Below are 22,433 nucleotides of genomic sequence, written 5' to 3' on the forward strand. Positions count from 1 at the left end.
GCTGAGCTCGACGTCGGGTGGGTACCTCGGACGCTCGGCTGTGCGGGACGGAGTGTGGCGCGGGCCGCACCGCCTTGACCGTCGTTCACGACGACCTTGAAACTGTACCGACGCGACGGTTCAGTTCTGAGGAGTACCGATGACCGACACGATGAGCCCCCGGCGCCGCTGGGCCGCCCTGGCCGTCCTGGTGGGGGCTGTGCTGCTGCTCGCCATCGACGCGACGGTGCTCTATCTCGCCGTGCCCGCCCTCACGGCGGATCTCTCCCCCACGGCCACCCAGGTGCTGTGGATCGGGGACATCTACTCCCTCGCCCTGGCAGGGCTGCTGGTCACGATGGGCAACCTCGCGGACCGCATCGGGCGCAAGCGGCTGCTGCTGCTCGGCGCGACCGCCTTCGGGGCGGCCTCCGTCCTCGCAGCGTTCGCTCCGTCGGCCGAGGTGCTCATCGCCGCGCGGCTGCTGCTGGGGATCGCCGGGGCCACGATCATGCCCTCGACGCTGTCGCTGATCCGCAGCATCTTCACCGACCCCGCCGAGCGGACCCGGGCGATCGCGCTGTGGTCCGCCGCAGCGGCCAGCGGGATCGCCCTCGGCCCCGTGGTGGGCGGGGCGCTGCTGGAGAGCTTCTGGTGGGGCTCGGTGTTCCTCATCAACCTCCCCGTCATCGCGGCGGTGCTGATCGCCGGCGGGTGGCTGCTGCCGGAGTCCCGCAACCCCTCGCCGGGACGCTTCGACCTCGTCTCCAGCGCCCTGTCGATGATGGCGATCATCCCGTTCGTCCTCACCGTCAAGCAGATCGCCGGCGGGAGCGCCGGCGTCGGCACCCTCCTCGCGATCGCCGCAGGGATCCTCGGGGGCGTGCTCTTCGTGCGCCGCCAGCGCCATGTCGACTCGCCCATGATCGAGGTGGATCTGTTCCGCAACGCCGCCTTCAGCGGCGCGGTGCTGGTCAACTTCACCTCCGTCTTCGCGCTCAGCGGCGTGCTGTTCTTCTTCTCCCAGTACCTGCAGCTGGCCCGCCACCTCAGCCCGCTCCAGGCCGGCATCGCGCAGCTGCCCGTCGCTCTCGCGTCCATGGCGGCAGTGCTGCTCGTGGGATTCCTGCTCGCACGACTGGGCCGCGGCCGAGCGATCGCCCTCGCGCTGCTGACGGGGGCGGCGGGGCTCGGCCTGCTCGCAGTGCTCGAGAGCAGCGAACAGCTGGGCTGGGTGCTGCTCGCACTCGTCCCCCTGGGGCTCGGCATCGGGATCGCCGAGACGCTCAGCGTGGACGCCGTCGTCTCCGCGGTGCGTCCGGCGAAGGCCGGGGCCGCCGCATCGGTGTCGGAGACGGCCTACGAGCTGGGCGTGGCCCTCGGCATCGCCGTGCTGGGATCCGTCATGACCGTGCTCTACCGCTCCGGCCTCACGCTCCCCCCGGATGTCACCGGCGCGACGGCGACGAGGGCGCAGGACTCGCTGTCCTCGGCGTCGGCCGTCCTCGCCGACCACGCCGCCGCCCTCGCGGCCGCCGAGCACGCCTTCGTCTCCGCGATGCAGGTGACCACGCTGATCGCCGCGGGGGTCATGGTGGTCTCGGCGGTCGTCGCCTTCGCCCTCATCCCCGACACCCGGGCCACCGCCTCCGCCGCCCGCTGAGGCGGGCGCGGCGAGGATCAGGGAGACTGGAGCCATGGCACGCACAGCAGGGCGCAGCGCGGAGGACACCAGGCGACTGATCCTCGACACCGCCATCCGCCTGGTGGGCCGGAAGGGCACGGCGGTGCCGGTCTCCGAGATCGCCGCCGAGGCGGGCATCTCCAAGGGGGGCCTGCTCTACCACTTCCCCAGCAAGGAGGCGCTCCTGCACACCCTGGCAAGCGACCTCATGGCCCAGTTCCGGGATCAGGTCCACGCGAGCGCGGCCACGGAGCCCCCCTCCCCCGGCCGGCTCACCCGCGCCTACGTCCGTGTGAGCTTCGCCGACGCGGGCGACGTCCACCGGCTGCGCGATTCCATCGCCCTGGCCTCCCACCTCATGTTCGAGCCGGGACTCGCCGAGCTCGCCCAGCAGGACGCGACGCAGTGGCGCGAGGAGCTCCATGCCGACGGGCTCGATCCCGCCGTGGTGCGCCTGGTGATCGCGGCGTCCGACGGGAGCATCAGCGCCCCGCTGTGGGGCGCGATCCTCGACGACAGCGACCGCGAGCGGCTCGAGGCCTCCCTGCTCGACCTCGCGACGCCCTGACGCCGCGCTCGATGCAGAGCTGAGGCCAGGGACCGTCCGAAGGTCGGGGTCGCACCCCGCGGAACGGTACTTCCGAGCGATGCGCACGGCGTATCGCCGTCCTAGCATCGAGCCGTGAAACGCTCCGTGACCGCCGTGACCGCTCCCTCTGCGGGCGCCGACGGCATCGCTCCCGCCGCCCCCTCCCCCGCGGAACTCCTCCGGCGACGGACCGCGGTGATGATCGTGCTGGGGGTCGCCGCACTGGCGCTGTTCTGCGTGCTGGTGCCGATCCACGCCAACGGATACGGCACCCCCGTCGTGCTCGCCCTGCCACTCGGCGCCGCACTGGTCGCCGCGCCCCTGCTGGCCGTCCCCCGCCCTCGCACCGCGAGCGTCCTCGCCTGCCTCCCAGCCTGGATCCTGCCGCTGGTGTCTCTCGGCGACGGACCCTCGTCCTGGCCGTGGCCGTGGTCGGTGCCCGCGATGATCGCCTTCACATTGTTCGTGCTGGTCATCACCACGCTGCACGGCTGGAAGGCAGGAGCGGCACCGCTCGCGATCGGGCACCTTGGCCCGCTGCTGAGCGCACCGCTGCTGGGGCGGGCGGAGGCGGCCGGTACGGATCTCATCGTCGCAGCCTCGCTCAGCGCGGCGGCGTCCCTGGTGGCGGTGCTTCTGGGCAGCAGGCTGCGCGTGGGCGAGGAGCTGCACCGCGAGCGAGAGGTCTCCGCCGCGGAGCACTCGCGTCGGCTGCTGGTCGAGGAGCGCACCCGCATCGCCCGCGAGCTGCACGACGTGGTCGCGCACAGCACCGCCCTGACCCAGGTGCAGGCCTCCACCGCCCGCTACCGGATCCCGGACCTCTCCCCCGAGGCCGCCGCGGAGTTCGACGACATCGCCCGCAGCGCCCGCGGCTCCCTCGAGGAGATGCGCCGCCTGCTGGGGGTGCTGCGCACGGAGGACCACACCCCGCCGCTCGCGCCGCTGCAGGGCGTGGCCGAGATCCCCGAGCTGGTGGAGGGCTTCCGCCGCGCGGGCGCGGAGCTGGAGCTGCACCTGGACGAGGTGCCGGAGCCGGTGCCCGCCTCCGTGGACCTGGCCGCCTACCGCGTGACGCAGGAGGCGCTGAGCAACGCGGTGCGGCACGCGCCCGGCGCACCGATCGACCTGCAGGTGGTCTTCGAACCCGGCGCCGTGATGCTCCGCGTGCACAATGAGAGGGTCCCCGCCGCGGCGACCTCCGCCCCTCGAGGTTCCGGCAACGGGTTGCGCGGCATGCAGGAGCGCGTCTCGCAGCTGGCAGGAACCCTCCGGCACGGGCCCGACCCGGACGGGGGCTGGACCGTCACCGCAGTCCTTCCGCTCACCGATCACCCCCAGGAGCCCGCATGACGATCTCCGTCCTGCTCGCCGACGACGCCGCCATGGTGCGGGCGGGCTTCGCGGCCCTGCTCGACGCCCAGTCCGATGTGCGCGTGGTCGGCCAGGCCACCACGGGCAGGGAGGCCGTCGCGCAGGCGGCACGGCTGCGCCCGGACGTGGTGCTCATGGACGTGCGCATGCCGGAGATGGACGGGATCGAGGCGACGCGGCGCATCGGGGCACCCGACTTCCCCGCCTCCCCGCCGCCGCGGATCCTCATGCTCACCACCTTCGACATCGACGACTACGTCCACGACGCCCTGCAGGCCGGGGCGAGCGGCTTCCTGCTCAAGGACGCGACACCCGAGGAGCTGGTCCACGCGGTGCGGGTGGTCGCCGCCGGTGACGCGCTGCTCTCGCCCGGGATCACGCGGAGGATGATCGAGCAGTTCGCCGCCCGTCGGCCGCGCGCCCCGCGCGATGCGGCGCTCCTGGCCCAGCTCACCGACCGCGAGCGGGAGGTCCTGATGCTCATCGCCGAGGGCCGCTCCAACAAGGAGGTCGGTGAGGGGCTGTTCATCTCCGACCACACGGTGAAGACCCATGTGGGGCGCCTGCTCACCAAGCTCGGCGTGCGCGACCGGGTGCAGCTGGTGATCCTCGCCTATGACAACGGCCTGGTCTCGCCGCTGAGCTGATCGCTCGGAGGGACTGCCCGGTGAGCGGCGCCGTCACTTCTTCCGGCCGGAGAGCCCTCGCGTCCTCCCGTTCTGGGCCACCATCTCGAGCACGTCCGCGCCATCGACCTGGATCTGTGCGGGCTGGAGCTGGTACCCAGTGATCAGGAACCGCGCCTCGGCACCCGCCTGCGGCACATCGCCGATCCGCTTCGTCCGCAGATCTCCGACGATCGCCCCGAGACGCTTGGCCATCCGGGTGATCGACATGCCGGGGTCCGAGTAGATGACCTCGCGGCCTCCCAGAGCGGCGAAGCCCCGCGTGATGACCGTCGGAGTCTCCGCCTCCTCCACGGGCCGGACGCGGAAGGCCAGGGGAACATTCGCCTCGAGATCCCTGATGAACTGCTCGGGAGTGAGCACGAGGCGCTGCGCCGGGATCCAGACGGCGATGGGGAGGGGCACCTCGGCGAGCATGACGACGAAGCTGAGGACCGCGCTCAGCGGATCATCCCCGGAATGCGGGCCGATGGAGAGGGCTCCTCGATGTGCAGCGATCCGCTCGACCAGGTCAGCGCTGTCGTCGGAGCAGGCAGCGTCGCGGAGCAGGGCCGGGTCCTCGATCCGGCCCGCGACTCCCATGTGCATCATGACATCGTGCGCGGTCTCGAAGACGGCCGCAGTGCTCCCCGTCCGGGTGAGCTCGCGGGCGCGATGGGGCAGGACGGCCTCCAGCACCTCGCCGAGGTGAGCCGGGTGATGGTCCAGCAGCAGATGAGCCGTCAGCGGACCTGCAGGCTGCGGCGTCTCGGAGCTGTCGGGACGTTCCCTCACGGGGCCCACCACGCCGAGATCGATGTGGAGGGCGACCGTTCCTCCCCGCTCGTCGAGCCCTCGGATGACGGGGTAGACGCCATCGCCCCATCCGGAATGGCTCAGGATGACGTTCTCCCCGTGCTGGGCGCCCGGAAGGATGATGTTCGCCGTGCCGTCCAGCAGATGCTCGGGATCGTCCATGAGAGTGAACCAGCTGTCCGGTCGGCCGGAGTCGAAGAGCTCCTCGAGGTCCTCGGCATCCTTCGGCAGGAGGCGCTCCACGGAGTCCCGGTCGGCGAAGGAGACGGCACCGGAATCGACGAACACCTCGGCGTCGTCGACCAGCTCGCGGCTCCTCTCCGCACCGTCGGCCAGCACCACGCTGAGATAGGCCTCGCGCAGGTGGCTGCCGTCCTGGGCATCGGAGACATCGGCCACCGTGACACTGACCGGATACGCGCCCGGGGACACCTCGATCACCCGGCCCTCTCCCAGACGGGTGAACGGATCAGCGACCTCGAGGCGACCGGAGTGCACTCGGAGGACACCGAGCTCGTGGACGCTGAGGGTGAGCGTGCCACCCTGCGGGTTGGAGGCGGGTCCAGGGGTCAGGGCGGCGAATGCAGAGAGATCCATGGCGGAGACTCTAGCCAGCATCGAATCGTGGAACACCTCCCGACGGGTCGTCATCCGACGGCTGGGGCGGCGCCGGTCTCGCCGCTGAGCTGATCGCTCGGAGGGACCACCCCTGCCGGCACCTGCGCGCGACGCGGCAGGGGGCACCTCGTCCATAGCGTCCTCGGCATCACCCGAGGAGGAGCCCCATGGCCGTCATCGATCTCGCGCCCCCGCGCCGCGCGCACGTCCCCGCCCGCACCCCTGCCCCCTCGCACCGCGATCGCGGCATCGACCTGGTCCGCGCGCTGTGCGTGCTGGCCGTGATGCTCGTCCACGGGCTCCAGGTCGCGGTCACCGCCGGCGCGGCCGGGCCGGTGCTCGAGTACGCGACCCGCGGTGCGGCCTGGTATCCGCCGCTGACCTGGCTGCTGCAGGTGATGCCGCTGTTCTTCGTGGTCAGCGGCTTCGCCGGCGCCATCGCGCACCGCCGGCTGCGGGAGCGCGGAGGCTCCGCGACGGACTTCGTCACGGCCCGCGTGCATCGCCTGCTGCTGCCGGCCCTCGCCCCGATCGCCGCGGTCGCTCTGGCCCTCGCCGCACTGCCCGCCCTCGGCGTCCCCGACGAGCTGCTCGGCGAGGCGGGGCTGCGCTGGCGCGAGCCGCTGTGGTTCCTCGCGGTGTTTCTCGGCGCCCAGGCGCTGCTGCCGGCGCTGCTGCGGGCGCATGAGCGGGCGCCCTGGCCCTCGCTGCTCGCCCTGGCCGGCGGCGCGGTGATCGTGGACGTGCTGCGCGCGGAGACGGGGATCGACGCGGTCGGGTACGCGAACCTCGCCTTCGTCTGGCTCGCGCTCCAGCAGGCGGGCTTCCTGCTGGCCGACGGGCGCATCGAGGCCCTCTCCCGCCGCGCCCGGCTGCTGGGCGCGGGAGCGGCCGTGACCGCTCTGCTCGCCGCCTTCGCGAGCGGGCTCTGGTCCCCCGACCTCATCGCGCACCTGAACCCGCCCACCACCGCCCTGCTGGTGCTCGGCGCGGCGCAGACCCTTGCGCTCTCCCTGCTGCGGCCCCGGCTCCGCGAGCTCGCGGAGCGTCCGCACATCGCGGCCGTGACCGGCTTCGTCACCGCCCGCACGATGACCTTCTACCTGTGGAACCTCTCGGCGCTGCTGCTCCTCGCGGGCGGGACGCTGCTCCTCGCGCACTGGGGCGCGCTCACCCTGCCGGAGCCCTCGAGCCTCCAGTGGTGGCTGGACCGGCCGCAGTGGCTGCTCGCCTCGATCGTGCTCACGGCGACGGCGGCCCGGCTCTTCGGCCCGCTCGAGCGGGTACGTGCGGTGCGGCCGACGGGCGAGCTCCGCCGCACCGGGCAGGCGATCGCGCTGGGCCTCGCCGGGCTGGGGCTGCTGCTCGTCGCGGGCGCCTCACCGCTCAGCGGCGTCGCGGCGCTCGCGCTGCTGCTCGGGGCGCTCGCCCGGATCCGCGCCCCGCGCCCGACTCTCGGCGAGGCCGGGCCGGCTGGGTCGGCTCGGCGTCAGGAGTCGCCCGACGGCGCCGCCGGTCGCGCAGGCTCCGCCGCGAGCACCGCACCCAGCAGGCCGGGGAACCGGGACTCGAGGTCCTCGTCGCGCAGGCAGTTCAGGATCGCGGTGCCGCGGTAGCGCTGGGAGATGACCCCGGCCTCGCGCAGCACCCTGAAGTGATGGGTGGAGGTCGACTTGGAGACGGGGAGGTCGAAGGCGATGCACGCCTGGTCGTCGTGGCCACCGGCGAGCTGGCGGACGATCGTGCGGCGGATCGGGTCCGCGAGCGCGGAGAGCACCTGGTCCAGGGCGATCTCCTGCGCATCGGGGTGGGGCAGTGTGCGCACCGTCTCCTCCTGGTCTCTTCTCGCGGGGTCCCCCGAGAGTACTATCGTCCTCGTAGTACGGCATCCTTCGTACTTAGCGTCGACCCCTCCGGAGGCTCCTCCCGTGACGACCCTGTTCACCCCGCTCCAGCTCCGCGGCCTCGAGATCCCGAACCGCGTATGGATGTCTCCCATGTGCACCTACAGCGCGGCGGCCGAGCCCGGATCGGCCGGCCGGCCCACCGATTTCCACCTCGCCCACTACTCGGCCCGCGCGGCCGGCGGCGCGGGCATGGTGATCCTCGAGGCGACGGGCGTGGCCCCCGAGGGACGCATCAGCCCCTTCGACCTCGGCCTGTGGGAGGACGCGCAGATCCCGGACTTCGCACGCATCGCCGCCGCGATCCGCGCACAGGGCGCGGTCGCAGGCATCCAGCTCGCGCACGCCGGCCGCAAGGCCTCGACCGGCCGACCCTGGGAGGGCGGGGCCTGGCTCGGCACCGACGAGCTCGGCTGGATGCCCTACGGCGCGAGCCCCGTCGCCTTCCCGGGCGGCCCGGTGCCCCACGAGATGAGCCGCGAGGACATCGCCGCGGTCGTCCGCTCCTTCGGCGACGCCGCACGCCGCGCGCTCGAGGCCGGCTTCCAGGTCGCGGAGATCCACGCCGCGCACGGCTACCTGCTGCACTCCTTCCTCTCACCGCTGACCAACCACCGCACCGACGAGTACGGGGGCGACCTCGCCGGCCGGGCCCGGCTGGTGCTCGAGGTGGTCGACGCGGTCCGTGCCGCATGGCCGCAGGAGCTCCCGGTGCTGATGCGGATCTCCACCACAGACTGGGTCGAGGAGAACCCCGAGGACCCGCGCGAGAGCTGGACCTACGAGCAGTCCGCCCAGCTGGCCGCCTGGGCCGGGGAGCACGGGGTGGATCTGATCGACGCCTCCTCGGGCGGCAACGACGTGGTCCCGATCCCCCGCGACGAGGACTACCAGACCCGTTATGCGGCGCGACTGCGCCGGGACACCTCGGTACCGGTCGCGGCGGTCGGCCGCGTGGCGCGGGCCGAGCAGGCGGAGGAGCTGCTCTCCTCCGGCCGGGCCGATGCCGTGCTGGTGGGCCGCGAGATGCTGCGGGACCCCTCGTGGGCGAACCACGCCTCCCGCACGCTCGGAGCCGCTCCGCGCTTCCTCGAGCAGTACTCCTACGCGCTCTGAGGGGTCCCGGCACCTCGGGCGGGCGCGGTGAAGGTTCTGCGCCGTTCCTGCCCGTGCGCTTCCCGGGAGGGCTCCGGGACTCCAGGATCGACTCATGACAGCCCCCGACGTCTCTGCGCGACTCACGCCGAGCTCCGTGGCGATGCCCCGGCACGTGGGCGTCATCATGGATGGCAACCGCCGCTGGGCACGCGCTCAGCACCTCCTCGACCCGAGCGCCGGGCACCGGGCCGGCGCCGAGCATCTGTCCCGCCTGCTGGGCTGGCTGGCCGCGCGCGGCATCGAGCACGCCAGCGTCTACGTGCTGTCCGCCGACAACATCCGCCGTCGCGACGCCCGTGAGCTCGGCGTCCTCTTCGCGCTGCTCGAGACCACCATCCCGGAGAGGGTGCGCGCCGCAGAGCGCTGGCAGCTCCACGTCAGCGGCGATCTCAGCCTCCTGCCGGGGCCGACGCAGCGCGCGCTGCGGAAGGCGGTGGAGGAGACCCGCGGTCGCCCGGGCCACCTCACTCTGGCGATCGGCTACGACGCCCGCGCCGACATGGCCGCGGCGCTGCGGCGCGCCGTCTCCGCCCTGCCCGAGGCCGACGTCGAGCAGCTGACCGTCGCTGCCGTGACCGCGCAGCTGGCCGGCGGCCCGGTGAAGGACATCGACCTGATCATCCGCACCGGCGGCGACAGCCGCACCTCGGGATTCTTCCCGTGGCAGAGCAGAGCGGCAGAGCTCCACGTCGCCTCCTGCCCGTGGCCGGCGTTCACGGAGAGCGACCTCGAGGCCGCTCTCACGTTCTTCGCGGCGAAGCGGTCCGGGGCCCCGACGGACTGCATCTCCGCCACCCCATGAGGCAGGATGAAGCCCGCACCGGAGACTCCGAGGGGGAGCACATGACGATCACGGCGGGCGAGACGACGACCGAAGTCCACATCAAAGCCTTCACCACGTTGCGACTGGAGGACGTCACCACGGAGGTGGACGGTCGCCCCGCTCGCCTCAGAGAGGCGACCGTCTACTGGGAGTTCGAGGACGGACAGTGGCGCATCAGCTTCGTGCAGCTCGACGGCGTGCACCTGAAGAAGAACGGAGCGGAGTCCCGCAGGGCCCTGAGCACGAGCTCCGAACCTGCTGACGGCACCGAGGACAGCTACGGACTCACCACCCCGCAGGTGATCGTCGAGGCCGCGCTGGCGCACACCCCCGACTGGCTGCCGCAGATGAACGAATCGGGCTACGCCTCTCGCGAGCGATCGGATCACAGGGGTGAGGACACAGCACTCCCGGGCCACGACGGACCCTCCCCCGCACGGTCGGAGCCGCACCATGCTCCCGCAGGCATCTCGCACGTCGGGACCACGACCCAGGTCCTCGTGCACGCCTACACCGCCCTGCAGCTGGAGGACTTCCCCATGCAGGTGAAGGCTCGCACCGCCAGGATCGCGAAGGCCGAGATCCGTTGGGGATTTCAGGAGGGCGCCTGGCGCGTCGACGCCGTGCACGTGTGGGGGCCGGTGATCCGCCAGAAGGACGGGACGGAGTCCTCCCAGCACGTCAGCGAGCTCACCCGGCCCGCCAACGCCTCGAACTCGCAGTACGGCGTGATCACCCCGCCGGAGATCATCGAGGTGGCCCGGCGGAACGTGCCGGACTGGGAGCCGCAGATCACCGGGACCCACCTCCCCCGGATCCCGACGCTGCGCAGCAGCCTGTAGCGAGCCCTTCTCGACGCGGGCGGCGCGAGCGCGGGCCCCTCCGAAGGGTCGGCCATCCCGCATCATCGTGGTCCGTGGCGCCGAGGCGACCATCGACAGCTCCATGCAGGAGACCGTCTACATGGTCGACCTCGAGATCGACGGGATGACCATGACCCACCACAAGTGGGTCGTCGAGAGCGAGATGCAGCCGGCCGGCTGAGACGCGAGATGGTGCACACTGACTCCATGAGCGAGAAGGACGACGACCCTCGGCTGCTTCATATCGGCGCGGTCGCCGAGCGGACGGATCTCAGCCTGCGCACTCTGCGCCACTACGACGAGATCGGCCTGATCACCCCGTCGGAACGCACCGCGGGAGGGTTCCGCCTCTACTCCGAGGCGGACGTCGAGAGGATCCTGCTGATACGCCGGATGAAACCGCTGGACTTCACCCTCGAGCAGATGCGGGAACTGCTCGAGGTCACCGAGGCCGCCATCCGACCCGGCGCCTCCGCCGAGGTTCGGCAGAAGCTCCGCGAGTTCGAGGAGTCCGCGCTCGAGCGACGTGCGTCCCTCGCACGCAAGGTCACCATGGCCGACGAGTTCCTCGCGCGACTGCAGGAGCTGTCCTCCGGGGCGTGACCCGACAGCAGGCGGGTGAGACCTGAGCGGCTGTGACGGGCGTCCCCTATCGGCGAGACCAACTCTCACGTAACGTGAGGTTTGATCGCGAGCCCCTCACGGAACCGTTCCATGCCTCCGGGGCTCCCCCACTCCCCCGAGGACACTGATGACCCCCTCTGCCGCAGCAGCCGTCGACAGCGAGCCCCAGCACTCCCAGCAGCCTCCCGCCACGGTGCGCAGCGCCCTGCGCGACCCTCGTCGGCTCAGGACCGAGATCCTCGGCGGCCTGGTGGTCGCGCTCGCCCTGATCCCCGAGGCGATCTCCTTCTCGATCATCGCCGGCGTCCCACCGCAGGTGGGCCTGTTCGCCTCCTTCACCATGGCGGTGACGATCGCTGTCGTGGGCGGCCGACCCGCGATGATCTCCGCCGCGACCGGCGCGATCGCCCTGGTCATCGCCCCGGTGGCCCGTGAGCACGGCTTCGACTACTTCATCGCCACCGTGCTCCTCGCCGGGCTGCTGCAGATCGTGCTCGCCCTGCTCGGGGTGGCGAAGCTGATGAGGTTCATCCCTCGCAGCGTGATGACCGGCTTCGTCAACGCCCTCGCGATCCTCATCGTCACCGCCCAGCTGCCGCACCTGATCGGCGAGGACATCCCGCTGATCGTCTACCCGCTCGTCGCGGCCGGCATCGCGATCATGGTGCTCCTGCCCCGGCTGACCTCTGTGGTGCCGGCGCCGCTGATCGCGATCGCACTCCTCACCCTCGCTGCGGTGACCGCCGGCTGGACGTTGCCGAACGTCTCCGACCAGGGCGAACTGCCCGAGTCGCTGCCGGAGCTGTTCTTCCCGGACGTCCCGCTCACCCTCGAGACGCTGCAGATCATCGCGCCCTACGCGCTCGCGATGGCGCTGGTGGGGATCATGGAATCGCTGATGACCGCGAAGCTGGTCGACGACATCACCGACACCCCCTCGGACAAGACCCGCGAGACCTGGGGCCAGGGCGTCGCGAACCTGGTCGCCGGGTTCTTCGGCGGCATGGGCGGCTGCGCCATGATCGGCCAGACCATGATCAACGTGAAGCAGTCCGGGTCCCGCACCCGGCTGTCCACCTTCCTGGCCGGCGTGTTCCTGCTGATCCTGGTCGTCGCCCTCGGTGACATCGTGGGACTGATCCCGATGGCGGCGCTGGTCGCGGTGATGATCATGGTCTCCGTCGGCACCTTCGACTGGCACAGCATCCGCCCCTCCACGCTGCGCCTGATGCCGTGGTCGGAGACCGCGGTCATGCTCGTCACCGTCGCCGCCACCGTCCTCACCCACAACCTCGCCGTCGGCGTGATCCTGGGTGTGCTCACGGCGATGGTCCTGTTCGCCCGGAGGGTCGCGCACCTAGTGAGGATCGAGAAGGTGTGGGAGACCGACGTGGACGCCGACGGCACCATCGACATCCGTCGCTACGCCGTCACGGGCCAGCTGTTCTGGGCCTCGAGCAACGACCTGGTCCACCAGTTCGACTACGCCGGCGATCCCTCGACCGTCATCGTCGACCTCACGGCGGCTGACATCTGGGACGCCTCCACCGTCGCGACCCTGGACGCCGTGCAGTCGAAGTACGCCGTGCACGGCAAGGAGGTGCGCATCATCGGCCTGGACGGGGCGAGCCAGCAGCGGCTCGAGCGCCTCTCCGGCAAGCTCGGCGCCGGGCACTGAGCCAGGACCGGGCCGCCGTCCCGCGAGGACGGTGTCCACGAGAGCCTCGTCGAGCGATCGGCGAGCACGCAGGATCACTGCATCGTCGCGGCCAGCTCCCGGGCGTCGAGCTCACGGTCCGCGAGCACCAGGCGCACAGCCGACGGGTCTGGATTGCCCGCATCGGGACCGCAGTGGCGCAGCGTGAGCCCGACCTTCTCGGCCACGGCGGCGGAGCCGCGATTGTGCTCGAGGAGGTAGGCCACCACCGGCAGCTCGGGGCGCGTCGCGCGCGCCACCTCGACGGCCGCTCCCGCGAGCTCGGTGGCGAGGCCGCGCCCCTGCACCTCGGGGGCGAAGCGGTATCCGAGGTTCCAGAAAGCGCCCTGACGGACCGCGCAGCCACCGTGCCCGACGACGGCGCCGCCCTCCCTCACCACCCAGGCCCCGAGACCGTGCTCGCGCCAGTCGGCGAGCCAGCGATCGAGCGCCGCAGCGGTGGTGGAGAGCTCGGCGAAGCGCCCGCTCGGCAGATGGGTCCAGGTGCGCGCGTCGGAGTAGAGGCGGTGGAGGTCCTCCAGGTCCTCGTCGCACGGGGCGTCGAGCTGCAGACGCTCGGTGCACATGCTCATCGCGGTCCCTGCCATGACGTCACCTCTCCGGCCGGCCGCAGTCGCGTCCGGCACGGCGAGGACGACGATGTCGCCCGTGATCGCGTCGCCGACAGCGCCGGCGGTGCCGGAGACCTGTGCAGCGAGCGCGGTGGCCTTCTCCTGGTCGCGGCCCAGGACCTGGACCTGCGCCCCGCCCTTGGCGGCAAGTGCGGCGACGGCCGATCCGACGTTGCCGGATCCGATGACGGCGAGGGTGGTGCTCATGGCATTTCTCCTTGGTGCAGCGCTTGGCGCGCCCTCGTCACCATCGGACAGAAGCTCCCGTCCCGACTGGACGAGCAGCTCACCGCGGACGCCGGGATCATCAACTTCGAGTACGCGATCCTCCAGGCCCTGATCGCCGCACCCGAGACGACCCTGCGCATGGGCCAGCTCGCCGACGCCGCGCTGGCCCCCATGCCGAGGGCCTCGAAGGCCGTCACCCGGCTGCAGAAGCGGGGGCTGGTCGAGAAGGTCGCTTGCACCGACGACGGCCGCGCGATCAACGTTCACCTGACCCGGGAGGGCCGGCTGACCTGGCTGCGCGCCACTCCCCCTCACATCGAGCTCGCCCGCGACCGGATCCTCGGCGACCTCTCCGAAGAGCAGCTCGAGGCGCTCGCAGCACTGCTCGAGCCGATCGGGGCTCGCCTCGACGAGGCCTGAGGCTTCGCAACGGCTCATCTATCCGCCCTTCGTGCATACCGAGACCGGGCGGCCGGTCGCGCGCCGAGGAACGGGCTCGACTTCGAAGTCAGAGCGCACAAAAAAGCGCCCCAGTGGCTTAGTCTCAAGGACCAGAGGCCGCTCTGGAGCGCGATGCACGTATCGTATCACCCCCGTGTGCTTACAGCAGGGGGAGTGATGTCCGGGGTTCCGCAGTGGGTGTCCGAGGCGCGCTTCGAGGAGTACCTCGTAGCGGCGAACCACGACTATGAATCAGCCCTCCGACTCTACGAGTGGAATGTCGCGATCTCCGCCGGGTTCTTCGAACTGATCGCCCATGTCGAAGTAGCGCTGCGCAACTCCGTCGACAAGATCCTCGCGCCGCTGGAGGTGGCTGAGAGCGCCCGCGTCGACGTGGCTCTTGGCTGGTGGTTCGCCAGCCCTTCCTTCCTCGACAAGGATGCCCTCAAATTCCATGAGATGGCCTGCAAGCACCTCGGGAAGAAGGCGGACACCGCGTCGCGGGACAAGGTGCTCGCCTCGATGACATTCGGACTGTGGGAGGCGATCTTCGGCAAGAAATACGAAAATTTATTCCGCAAGCATCTCGTCCATGCTTTTCCCCATCGACCGAAGGGCTTCGTGCGTGCGTCCGTCCACACCTCTGTGCTGGCGTTGCGCATTCTGCGAAACCGCATCGCGCACCACCAAGCGATCTTCGACCAGCCCCTGGAGGAGCGCTTCGAGCAGGCCATGGACATCCTCAGCTGGATCGACCCCAATCTCCAGGCATGGGTGCGTGGAGCCTCCCGCGTGCCCGATCTCCTTGACGAGCGCCCACCCGCCGCCGAATCCGTCGCGGTCGTGGTACCGGCCAAGGATGCTTGGCACTTTTACCTGGAGCACGGCGTCTACATTTGTCAGCCGGAACGCTACTTCCGAAATGTTAGCCATCTCGGGTTCTACGCCGAGAAAGCTATTCAACTTGAGGTCCCAAAGGTGCTGAAGCGAATCGACAACGTCACCTGGACGCCTGAAGAGATCGGTCGCCTCAAAGGGACCCACCATGATGAGGACCAGCGCCTCGCCGACATCATCAAAGCCGGTCTCGCCTCGCACTGGAGAGGTCCGGCGCACCAGGTCTTCTTCCTGACCCGCCCAGGCGAAGACGGAGATCGGCTGGGTCACGTCACGCTCGAGCACACGCTGGACAATCTGCGTTCAGGGCGTGGAAGCGGCTGGGTGCAGCGGCAACGGTACGTCTCCGTCACAGACCTGCGCTCCGCGCGCACGCTTGCGGAGCTCGATCAGCAGTGAGCCGACCTCCCCTTCGACGGCCTGCTGCCTGAGGGCTGGCACGAAGGAGGCGATCGACGCCGCTTCCATCCCACCCTTATACACCGCTCAGGGCAGACGGTTCGCGACCGCGAGGTTCTCGCGCAGCTCCGCAGCGGTCTGACGCACCACGTAGGCGGGGCGATCGCGCTCCACGCGCCAGGACTCGCTCAGCGGGCTCACGTCCACCGCGTCGAAGCCGATCTCGTCGTAGAACCTCGTCGCGAGCTCCACTGCCTCGGGGAAGTCACTCGAGACGGCGAGCGCGCGCCTGTCCGGTGCGCCCGCAGGGGCGGTGTCGGTGGTGATGTCCGCGGAGCGGATGTGATTGAAGGCCTTGACCACCTTCGAGGTGGGCAGGTGCTCCTGGAGCAGCTGCGAGGTCGTGGTCTCGCCCTTGTCGAGGGCCTCGATCCGCCCGTCGCGCTCGTGGTAGTAGTTGTTGGTGTCGAGCACGATCTTGCCGGCGAGCGGCTCGACCGGGACCTGACCGAGGGCGTTCAGCGGGACCGTCACCACGACGACGTCCCCCGCTGCGCCGGCCTCCGCCGCGGTGGCGGCGCGGGCCTTCCTACCGAGCTCCTCCACGAGGTTCTCGAGGGTCTCCGGGCCTCGCGAGTTCGCGATCACCACGTCATACCCCGCCGTGATCGCGGCCCGGGCGACCTGGCTGCCGATGTTGCCTGCTCCGATGATTCCCAGTGTTGTCATGGCCCGTCCAACGCCGCGCCTCTCGCCCCTGTTCCCGTGTGACGGCGCATGACGTGGCCGTACCGTGGCGACGTGGCCGTACCGTGGGTCCATGCTGAGCCTGGGACTGTCCATGCTGTGGGAGACGGCCGACGCCGAGCAGGCGCTGAACGAGCGCTTCGGCCTCGACGGCGCCGACGGGGCCACCCGCTGGCTCACCGCGGTGCTCGCCGAGCACTGGGATCTCGCTGTGCAGGAGGTCCCGCGCCTCACGCTCAGCGACCGCAATGCGATCGCCTGGGTGCGCACCGATCGCGGCCCGCTGATCGTCAAGCTCTCCTGCGCGCCGGAGCGGTTCGCACACCTCGCCACCACGACGCGCCTGCTCACGGACCTCGCCTCCCGGGGCATCCCGGTCGCGGCCCCGCTGCCGGGCCGCGACGGGCGCGTGCGGCTCGAGGTCGACGGGCCCTCCCTCCCGTTCTCCCTCGCGGTGCTGCCGGAGGTCGGCGGGACCTGGCTCGATGTGGACGACCTCGACTCCGTGCACGCTGCGGGCGCCTGCCTCGCCGCTCTGCACGGTGCGCTCGCGGACGTCGGCACCGCGGGCCTCTCGTCGAAAGCCCCGTCCCCGCTTCCGGGCCGGGTGAGCACCTGGCTGACCGACCGCGATCCGGGCCGCGTGCCCGCAGCCTCCGCCCGCCTGGCGGAGCTCGTCGCCGACCTGCCTGCCCCCTCGGATCCCCCGCAGCCGATCCACGGCGATTTCCGCGCCGCGAACATCCTGGTCGAGGACAGTCGGGTCGCCGCGGTGCTGGACTTCGACGACGTCCGTCTCGACCACCGGGTCGCCGACCTCGCGCAGGCAGGCACCTATCTCGCCACGCTCTTCCGCGGCTGGGGGCCGACGCCCGCCCCGGCCCGCTCCGCCCTGCGTGCCGGTTACGAGGCCGTCCGACCCCTCGACGAGCTGGAGTCCCGGTGGCTCGACGCCCTCACCCTGTGGATGGGCATCGCCGCGATCCCGCCGCAGGACGACGGCCGCTGGGCGGCGTCGGCCGAAGCGATCGCACGCCTCCCCTGACTCCCCCTGGCGCACCCCCACCTCCGGGAATAGGCTTGCCCGCAGCGGTCCCTGCGCGCTCCCCGGCGACACCGCCCCACGAGGAGTGATCAGCGATATGCAGTACGCCCAGCTCGGCCGCACCGGCGCGACCGTCTCCCGGCTCGTGCTCGGGACCATGAATTTCGGTCCCCACACCGCGGAGGAGGATGCTTTCGCGATCATGGACCGTGCCCTCGACCAGGGGGTGACCTTCTTCGACACCGCCAACGGCTACGGCGGCACGGAGCGCCGCGGCTGGACCGAGGAGATCATCGGCCGCTGGCTCGCCTCGCGCGGCCGGCGCGAGGAGATCGTCCTCGCCACCAAGGTGTTCGGCGAGATGGGACCCGGGAAGAACGATCGCGGGCTCTCCGCCCTGAACATCCGCCGCGCGGTGGATGCCTCGCTGCGCCGCCTGCAGACCGACCACATCGACCTCTATCAGATGCACCATGTGGACCGCACCGCCCCGTGGGACGAGATCTGGCAGGCGATGGATCTGCTGGTCGCGCAGGGGAAGATCACCTACGTCGGCTCTTCGAACTTCGCCGGCTGGCACCTCGCCCAGGCGAATGAATCCGCCCGCGCCCGGCACTCCCTGGGGCTGGTCTCGGAGCAGTCGCTGTACAACCTGTTCACCCGGGATATCGAGCTCGAGGTGCTCCCGGCCGCGGAGCACTACGGGATGGGCGTCATCGCCTGGTCCCCGCTCGCGGGTGGGAAGCTCGGCGGTCGCTCGGCCGACGGGGTGCGCCGCGGCGCCGCGGACCGCCACGACCTCTCCGACGGGCTGGCCGCCCAGCTGGATCGCTGGGAGGCGTTCTGCGCCGAACGGGATCTCGCCCCCGGCCAGGTGGCGCTCGCCTGGCTGCTGCACCGGCCCGGCGTGCTCGGTCCGATCATCGGCCCCCGCACGATGGAGCAGCTGGACTCGGCGATCGCCGCCATGGAGATCTCCCTGTCCGAGGACGACCTCGCCGCGCTCGATGCGATCTTCCCCGGCCCGGGCGGGCCGGCCCCGGAGGCCTACGCCTGGTGAGCAGGGAGTGAGACGGTCGCTGACCGCCCGAGCATCCGCTCTGCACTGGCCTCGGGCCGCAGGTCCAGCCGGCGCAGCAGCTGGGCGTTCAGCGCCACCACGATGGTCGAGGCCGACATGAGCAGCGCGCCCACGCTCATCGGCAGAATGAACCCGATCGGGGCCAGCACCCCCGCCGCCAGCGGGACGGCGAGCAGGTTGTAGCCGGCAGCCCACCAGAGGTTCTGCCGCATCTTGCGGTAGGCAGCGCGGGAGAGCTCGAGCACGGAGAGCACCGAGCGGGGATCGGAGGAGGCCAGCACCACCCCGGCGGAGCCGATGGCGACGTCAGTGCCGGCGCCGATCGCGAGGCCCACGTCGGCCTGGGCCAGCGCCGGGGCGTCGTTGACGCCGTCGCCGACCATCGCGACCTTCCGCCCCTCGCCCTGGAGCTCGACGACGGTCCGGGCCTTGTCCTCGGGGCGCACCCCGGCGAACACGCGGTCGATGCCGAGCTCGGCGCCGACGGATTCGGCCACCGCGCGCGCATCACCGGTGAGCATCACGACGTCCACGCCCTGGGCGCGCAGCGCCTCGACCGCCTCGCGGGACTCGTGCCGGATCTCGTCGACCACCCGCAGCGCGCCGATCACGTCGCCGCTGGCGAGCACGTGGAGGACGGTCGCCCCCTGCGCATGCCACTGTGCGGCGACGGGCAGCTCCGCAGTCCCGTGCTGCTCGAGCAGGTATGGGCCGCCCACCTCGATGACATCGCCGTCCACGACGGCCCGCACTCCGACCGCGGGCGACGAGCTGAACCCGTCTCCCGCGCTCACCGCGAGGTCGCGCTCGTCCGCGGCCCGCACGATCGCGCGGGCCAGCGGGTGCTCGCTCGGTGCCTCGGCGGCGGCGGCGAGGGCGAGCACCTCGTCCTCGGAGCGCTCGGCACCAGTCTCGATGCCGGTCAGCGCGGGCTCGCCCCGGGTGAGGGTGCCGGTCTTGTCGAAGAGGACGGTGTCCACCGTGCGCATCTGCTCGAGCGCCAGGCGGTCCGTGACGAGCACTCCGCCGCGGGCTGCGCGCTCGGTCGCGATCGAGACGACGAGGGGGATCGCGAGGCCCAATGCATGGGGGCAGGCGATCACGAGCACGGTGATCGCCCTGATCACAGCCTGGTCCGGACTCCCGACGAGGAACCAGATGATCGCGGTGAGGATCGCCGCGCCGAGCGCGAACCAGAACAGCCAGCCCGCGGCGGTATCCGGCTCTTCGCGGTTGGTGGTGAAGGAGAGCGTCGCGTCGCTGGCGTAGAACGGCCCGTGGTCCTGCTGTGATGGGTGTTGTCTAGACATCCACATTCCAGAGGACCACGAGCCTGTGCACGAGAATACTGGTTCGCAGCGAGATGCTGCGAGCACGATCTTCAACCTGCCCGACTACCACGTCATCGACGCGATCGACCTGCCCGACGGAGGCCGTCGAGTGGTGATCGCCTCGACCGTCCCGCCCGGATGTCCGTCGTGCGGAGTGCTCGCGACCAAGGTCCACTCCCGCCGGTCCCAGCACGTCCGGGACGTCCCCGTGGCCGGGGCGATGGCGGTGGTGTGGGCCAAGCGACGCTGGTTCTGCCTCGAGCCGGCCTGCGCCCGGCGCACGTTCTGGGAAGCCACCGACCAGGTCCCGCACCGCGCGCGCTCAACGACCCGGCTGCGAAACCAGATCGTCTCCGCGGTGATCACCTCTGGCCGGGCAGCCTCGGAAGTCGCCCGGACCCATGGCGTCTCGTGGTGGCTGGTCCAGGCCGCGCTGGCGGCTGCCGCCGTGGTCCTGCCCACCGCCGAGGACGTGTCAGTGACGTGCCTGGGCATCGATGAGCACCGCTACCGGTCGGTGCGCTGGTTCCGCACCGACGACGGTGCCTGGAGACGGTTCGAGCCCTGGATGACGACCCTGGTCGACCTCTCCACCGGGCAGGTCCTCGGTATCGTCGACGGCCGGGACTCCACCGCCGTCGGCGACTGGCTCGCCCAGCGCTCCGAGCTCTGGCGGGAGCGGATCGAGATCGTCGCCATCGATCCCTCGGCCGCGTTCCGCAAAGCACTGCGGACCTACCTGCCCCGCGCTGCGGTCTCGGTCGACAAGTTCCACCTCGTCAAGCTCGGAAACGACATGGTCACCACCGTCCGTCAACGCCTAGCCCGCACCCATCGCGGTCGTCGCGGCCGCAAGGACGACCCGGCCTGGGCCCACCGGATGCTTTTGCTACGCGGCGCTGACACCCTCACTCCACGGGCCTGGGAGCGGTTGGAGACGGTGTTCCGCACCGATGACCCCACCGACGAGCTCTCCGCCGCCTGGGGCATCAAGGAGCAGCTCCGCCGCCTATTGGCGACCGACACCCTGGCTCAGGCCTGGGAGGAACGGATGCGGATGGGCTACTTCGTGCAGATCGCGAATATGCCCGAGGCGACCAAGCTCTACGACACCGTCGTGACCTGGTGGGACGCGATCGAGGTCCTCATCGTCACCGGCGCGACCACCGCTCGAGTCGAGGCCGCGAATACCGGCATCAAGAACATCAAACGCACTGGCCGCGGCTTCCGCAACGCCGAGAACTACCGGATGCGTATCCTGCTGACCAGCGCCGCGAGAACCGTAGCGTGAATACCCGCTACAGCAGGGTCATTCACCATGAACCGCGAAGAGCCCGGTATCCGCGATGCGCTGGGCCCGTGAGGTGGAGCTCTGCGCATCGGCGACGAGCTTCCGGATCCCGGCGAGCGCCGTGTCCTCGCCGATGGCGGTGACCTCGAGGCGCAGGCCGGAGTCGGTGGCGACGGTGCCTGCGACGACGTCGTCCCCGACCTCCCGCCGCACGGTGGCGGACTCGCCGGTGATCATGGACTCGTCCATGCTGGCGCCGCCGTCGAGGATCCGCCCGTCGGCCGGCACCGAGGCGCCGGGCCGCACGAGGACGATGTCGCCGACGGCGAGCTCGGATGGGGAGACCGAGACGACCTCCTCGCCCACGACCTTCTCCGCCTCGTCGGGCAGGAGCGCGGCGAGGGAATCCAGGGCCGAGCCGGTCTGTGCGAGCGAGCGCATCTCGATCCAATGGCCCAGCAGCATGATCACGACCAGGAGGGCGAGCTCCCACCAGAAGTCGAGCTGTGCGTCGAGCAGCCCCAGCGAGGCGCCCCAGGAGGCGGCGAAGGCGACGGTGATCGCGAGGGCGATCAGCAGCATCATCCCGGGCGCGCGGGAGCGGATCTCGGAGACCGCGCCGGTGAGGAACGGCCTGCCGCCCCAGAAGTAGAGGACGGTGCCGAGCAGCGGCGGGATCCAGCTGATCAGCCCGCTCTCGGGGAGGTCGTAGCCGAGCATGAGCCCGACCATCGGACTCGTCGCGACCACGGGGATCGCGAGCACGAGCATGATCCAGAACAGCCGACGGAACTGCGCGACGTGGTCGCCGTGGTCGTGGTGGTCGCCATGGTCGTGGTGGTCCTGATGGTCCTGATGGTCCGCATGCCCCGCATGCCCCGCATGCCCATGGTCGACGTCCGGCTTAAAGCCCATGATCGCCCTCTCTCCCGCTGCTCCGACTCTTTCCTTTCAAGCTATACCCCCAGGGGGTATTCATCAAGGGACCCCCGGACCGTAGGCCATTCCCCTCGCCGCCCCCGCGGTCTACGCTCGCAACGAGCGCCCGGCAACGGGTCGGGGCGACGCCGAGGAGGCCTCCATGCCCGCAGCACTCCACCCCTACCTGAACTTCGACGGCAACACCCGGGAGGCCTTCGAGTTCTACGGGCACTCGCTCGGGGCGATCCCGCAGTTCGCCACCTTCGGGGAGTTCGGCGGACTTCCGGCCGATGACCCGAACGCCGACAAGATCATGCACGGCTCCCTCGAGGTCACCGAGCTGATCAGGCTCTACGCGTCCGATGTGATCGAGGGGATGTCCCCCGAAGGCTTCATCGTGGGCAACAACGTCACCCTGTCGCTCATGGGGGACGACGAGACCCTGCTGCGCAGCGCGTACCTCAAGCTCTCCGAGGGCGGCAGCATCACCATGGCCCTCGAGAAGCAGATGTGGGGCGATATCTACGGCTCGTTCACCGATCGCTTCGGCATCGTGTGGCAGGTGAACATCTCCACTCCCGCCGAGAGCTGATCATCTCGACAACATCCTGGGCCACGGGAGTAGTC

Annotated in this window: 19 protein-coding genes and 4 pseudogenes; 17 read left to right on the plus strand and 6 right to left on the minus strand. The window is 70.9% G+C overall.

The features are described 5' to 3' along the window. Positions 1-139: 139 nt before the first annotated feature. The 4 genes from ACT3UF_RS05860 (at position 140) to ACT3UF_RS05875 (ending at position 4,273) form a co-directional block, all read left to right on the plus strand. Entirely contained in the window at positions 140-1,642 is a 1,503-nt protein-coding gene (locus ACT3UF_RS05860) for an MFS transporter (protein ID WP_345075817.1), read from the plus strand. 34 nt (positions 1,643-1,676) lie between these two features. Further along, positions 1,677-2,231, plus strand: coding sequence for a TetR/AcrR family transcriptional regulator (locus tag ACT3UF_RS05865; protein ID WP_345075818.1), 555 nt, complete (start codon positions 1,677-1,679; stop codon positions 2,229-2,231). A gap of 114 nt (positions 2,232-2,345) precedes the next feature. Then, complete coding sequence (locus ACT3UF_RS05870; RefSeq protein ID WP_345075819.1) at positions 2,346-3,605, plus strand: sensor histidine kinase; 1,260 nt, start codon at positions 2,346-2,348, stop codon at positions 3,603-3,605. Then, positions 3,602-4,273, plus strand: a complete 672-nt coding sequence (locus tag ACT3UF_RS05875; protein ID WP_345075820.1) for a response regulator transcription factor — start codon at positions 3,602-3,604, stop codon at positions 4,271-4,273. The genes ACT3UF_RS05870 and ACT3UF_RS05875 overlap by 4 nt, the downstream gene beginning before the upstream one ends. A 33-nt stretch (positions 4,274-4,306) precedes the next feature. Here ACT3UF_RS05875 and ACT3UF_RS05880 read toward each other — a convergent pair whose 3' ends face one another. Beyond that, complete coding sequence (locus tag ACT3UF_RS05880) at positions 4,307-5,704, minus strand: DUF4241 domain-containing protein (protein WP_345075821.1); 1,398 nt, start codon at positions 5,702-5,704, stop codon at positions 4,307-4,309. Positions 5,705-5,892: 188 nt separating this feature from the next. Between ACT3UF_RS05880 and ACT3UF_RS05885 the strand changes: the two are divergent. Then, positions 5,893-6,960: pseudogene (locus ACT3UF_RS05885) on the plus strand (acyltransferase family protein); the annotation flags it as partial. A 254-nt stretch (positions 6,961-7,214) separates the two neighbouring features. Here ACT3UF_RS05885 and ACT3UF_RS05890 read toward each other — a convergent pair. Next, positions 7,215-7,550: an ArsR/SmtB family transcription factor gene (locus ACT3UF_RS05890; RefSeq protein ID WP_345075822.1), complete on the minus strand. Its 336-nt coding sequence runs from the start codon at positions 7,548-7,550 to the stop codon at positions 7,215-7,217. A 103-nt stretch (positions 7,551-7,653) separates the two neighbouring features. Here ACT3UF_RS05890 and ACT3UF_RS05895 point away from each other — a divergent pair, with 103 nt between their 5' ends. The 6 genes and pseudogenes from ACT3UF_RS05895 (at position 7,654) to ACT3UF_RS05920 (ending at position 12,775) form a co-directional block, all read left to right on the plus strand. Next, entirely contained in the window at positions 7,654-8,745 is a 1,092-nt protein-coding gene (locus tag ACT3UF_RS05895; protein WP_444608142.1) for an NADH:flavin oxidoreductase/NADH oxidase, read from the plus strand. 94 nt (positions 8,746-8,839) lie between these two features. Further along, positions 8,840-9,589: a polyprenyl diphosphate synthase gene (gene uppS, locus ACT3UF_RS05900; protein WP_441444466.1), complete on the plus strand. Its 750-nt coding sequence runs from the start codon at positions 8,840-8,842 to the stop codon at positions 9,587-9,589. 41 nt (positions 9,590-9,630) lie between these two features. Then, entirely contained in the window at positions 9,631-10,452 is an 822-nt protein-coding gene (locus ACT3UF_RS05905; RefSeq protein WP_444592022.1) for a hypothetical protein, read from the plus strand. A 70-nt stretch (positions 10,453-10,522) separates the two neighbouring features. Beyond that, positions 10,523-10,654, plus strand: a pseudogene (locus ACT3UF_RS05910) (DUF1541 domain-containing protein); the annotation flags it as partial. A 26-nt stretch (positions 10,655-10,680) separates the two neighbouring features. Then, positions 10,681-11,076: a MerR family transcriptional regulator gene (locus ACT3UF_RS05915; protein ID WP_441444464.1), complete on the plus strand. Its 396-nt coding sequence runs from the start codon at positions 10,681-10,683 to the stop codon at positions 11,074-11,076. 148 nt (positions 11,077-11,224) lie between these two features. Continuing rightward, positions 11,225-12,775, plus strand: a complete 1,551-nt coding sequence (locus tag ACT3UF_RS05920) for a SulP family inorganic anion transporter (protein WP_441444463.1) — start codon at positions 11,225-11,227, stop codon at positions 12,773-12,775. 74 nt (positions 12,776-12,849) lie between these two features. On the opposite strand, the gene ACT3UF_RS05925 is transcribed toward ACT3UF_RS05920, so the two are convergent. Next, positions 12,850-13,632 (minus strand): GNAT family N-acetyltransferase, encoded by a 783-nt coding sequence (locus tag ACT3UF_RS05925; RefSeq protein ID WP_444598837.1) that lies wholly within the window; start codon positions 13,630-13,632, stop codon positions 12,850-12,852. A 117-nt stretch (positions 13,633-13,749) separates the two neighbouring features. On the opposite strand from ACT3UF_RS05925, the gene ACT3UF_RS05930 reads away from it, so the two are divergent. Together ACT3UF_RS05930 and ACT3UF_RS05935 are read left to right on the plus strand one after the other, a co-directional pair. Next, a complete protein-coding gene (locus ACT3UF_RS05930; protein ID WP_442331883.1) occupies positions 13,750-14,073 on the plus strand; it encodes a MarR family winged helix-turn-helix transcriptional regulator in 324 nt (107 codons plus the stop codon). Positions 14,074-14,271: 198 nt separating this feature from the next. Further along, entirely contained in the window at positions 14,272-15,390 is a 1,119-nt protein-coding gene (locus ACT3UF_RS05935) for an Abi family protein (RefSeq protein ID WP_442331881.1), read from the plus strand. A gap of 87 nt (positions 15,391-15,477) precedes the next feature. Here ACT3UF_RS05935 and ACT3UF_RS05940 read toward each other — a convergent pair whose 3' ends face one another. Beyond that, positions 15,478-16,233: an NADPH-dependent F420 reductase gene (locus tag ACT3UF_RS05940; protein ID WP_441446321.1), complete on the minus strand. Its 756-nt coding sequence runs from the start codon at positions 16,231-16,233 to the stop codon at positions 15,478-15,480. Here ACT3UF_RS05940 and ACT3UF_RS05945 point away from each other — a divergent pair. Next, a complete protein-coding gene (locus tag ACT3UF_RS05945) occupies positions 16,211-17,182 on the plus strand; it encodes a phosphotransferase enzyme family protein (protein WP_441446322.1) in 972 nt (323 codons plus the stop codon). The two genes, ACT3UF_RS05940 and ACT3UF_RS05945, sit on opposite strands and share 23 nt — an antisense overlap. A 97-nt stretch (positions 17,183-17,279) precedes the next feature. Next, positions 17,280-18,242 (plus strand): aldo/keto reductase, encoded by a 963-nt coding sequence (locus ACT3UF_RS05950; protein WP_441446323.1) that lies wholly within the window; start codon positions 17,280-17,282, stop codon positions 18,240-18,242. On the opposite strand, the pseudogene ACT3UF_RS05955 reads toward ACT3UF_RS05950, so the two are convergent. Further along, positions 18,230-19,486, minus strand: a pseudogene (locus ACT3UF_RS05955) (heavy metal translocating P-type ATPase); the annotation flags it as partial. The gene ACT3UF_RS05950 and the pseudogene ACT3UF_RS05955 overlap by 13 nt on opposite strands. Before the next feature lie 112 nt (positions 19,487-19,598). Here ACT3UF_RS05955 and ACT3UF_RS05960 point away from each other — a divergent pair. Then, complete coding sequence (locus tag ACT3UF_RS05960) at positions 19,599-20,885, plus strand: ISL3 family transposase (protein ID WP_444608143.1); 1,287 nt, start codon at positions 19,599-19,601, stop codon at positions 20,883-20,885. Positions 20,886-20,930: 45 nt separating this feature from the next. On the opposite strand, the pseudogene ACT3UF_RS05965 reads toward ACT3UF_RS05960, so the two are convergent. Continuing rightward, a pseudogene (locus ACT3UF_RS05965) lies at positions 20,931-21,800 on the minus strand (P-type ATPase); the annotation flags it as partial. Between the two features lie 166 nt (positions 21,801-21,966). Between ACT3UF_RS05965 and ACT3UF_RS05970 the strand changes: the two are divergent. Next, positions 21,967-22,398, plus strand: coding sequence for a VOC family protein (locus ACT3UF_RS05970; protein WP_441445874.1), 432 nt, complete (start codon positions 21,967-21,969; stop codon positions 22,396-22,398). Positions 22,399-22,433: the final 35 nt, after the last annotated feature.

This window comes from Brachybacterium sp. AOP24-D1-21, assembly GCF_052378665.1.
Taxonomy (GTDB): Bacteria; Actinomycetota; Actinomycetes; order Actinomycetales; family Dermabacteraceae; genus Brachybacterium.

What these genes read in the sequence shown, in the direction of transcription:
- ACT3UF_RS05860 (WP_345075817.1), top strand. Translation starts at nt 140, where the DNA reads ATGACCGACACGATGAGCCCCCGGCGCCGCTGGGCCGCCCTGGCCGTC.
- ACT3UF_RS05865 (WP_345075818.1), top strand. Translation starts at nt 1,677, where the DNA reads ATGGCACGCACAGCAGGGCGCAGCGCGGAGGACACCAGGCGACTGATC.
- ACT3UF_RS05875 (WP_345075820.1), top strand. Translation starts at nt 3,602, where the DNA reads ATGACGATCTCCGTCCTGCTCGCCGACGACGCCGCCATGGTGCGGGCG.
- ACT3UF_RS05880 (WP_345075821.1), bottom strand. Translation starts at nt 5,704, where the DNA reads ATGGATCTCTCTGCATTCGCCGCCCTGACCCCTGGACCCGCCTCCAAC.
- uppS (WP_441444466.1), top strand. Translation starts at nt 8,840, where the DNA reads ATGACAGCCCCCGACGTCTCTGCGCGACTCACGCCGAGCTCCGTGGCG.
- ACT3UF_RS05905 (WP_444592022.1), top strand. Translation starts at nt 9,631, where the DNA reads ATGACGATCACGGCGGGCGAGACGACGACCGAAGTCCACATCAAAGCC.
- ACT3UF_RS05915 (WP_441444464.1), top strand. Translation starts at nt 10,681, where the DNA reads ATGAGCGAGAAGGACGACGACCCTCGGCTGCTTCATATCGGCGCGGTC.
- ACT3UF_RS05920 (WP_441444463.1), top strand. Translation starts at nt 11,225, where the DNA reads ATGACCCCCTCTGCCGCAGCAGCCGTCGACAGCGAGCCCCAGCACTCC.
- ACT3UF_RS05925 (WP_444598837.1), bottom strand. Translation starts at nt 13,632, where the DNA reads ATGAGCACCACCCTCGCCGTCATCGGATCCGGCAACGTCGGATCGGCC.
- ACT3UF_RS05935 (WP_442331881.1), top strand. Translation starts at nt 14,272, where the DNA reads ATGTCCGGGGTTCCGCAGTGGGTGTCCGAGGCGCGCTTCGAGGAGTAC.
- ACT3UF_RS05945 (WP_441446322.1), top strand. Translation starts at nt 16,211, where the DNA reads ATGCTGAGCCTGGGACTGTCCATGCTGTGGGAGACGGCCGACGCCGAG.
- ACT3UF_RS05940 (WP_441446321.1), bottom strand. Translation starts at nt 16,233, where the DNA reads ATGGACAGTCCCAGGCTCAGCATGGACCCACGGTACGGCCACGTCGCC.
- ACT3UF_RS05950 (WP_441446323.1), top strand. Translation starts at nt 17,280, where the DNA reads ATGCAGTACGCCCAGCTCGGCCGCACCGGCGCGACCGTCTCCCGGCTC.
- ACT3UF_RS05970 (WP_441445874.1), top strand. Translation starts at nt 21,967, where the DNA reads ATGCCCGCAGCACTCCACCCCTACCTGAACTTCGACGGCAACACCCGG.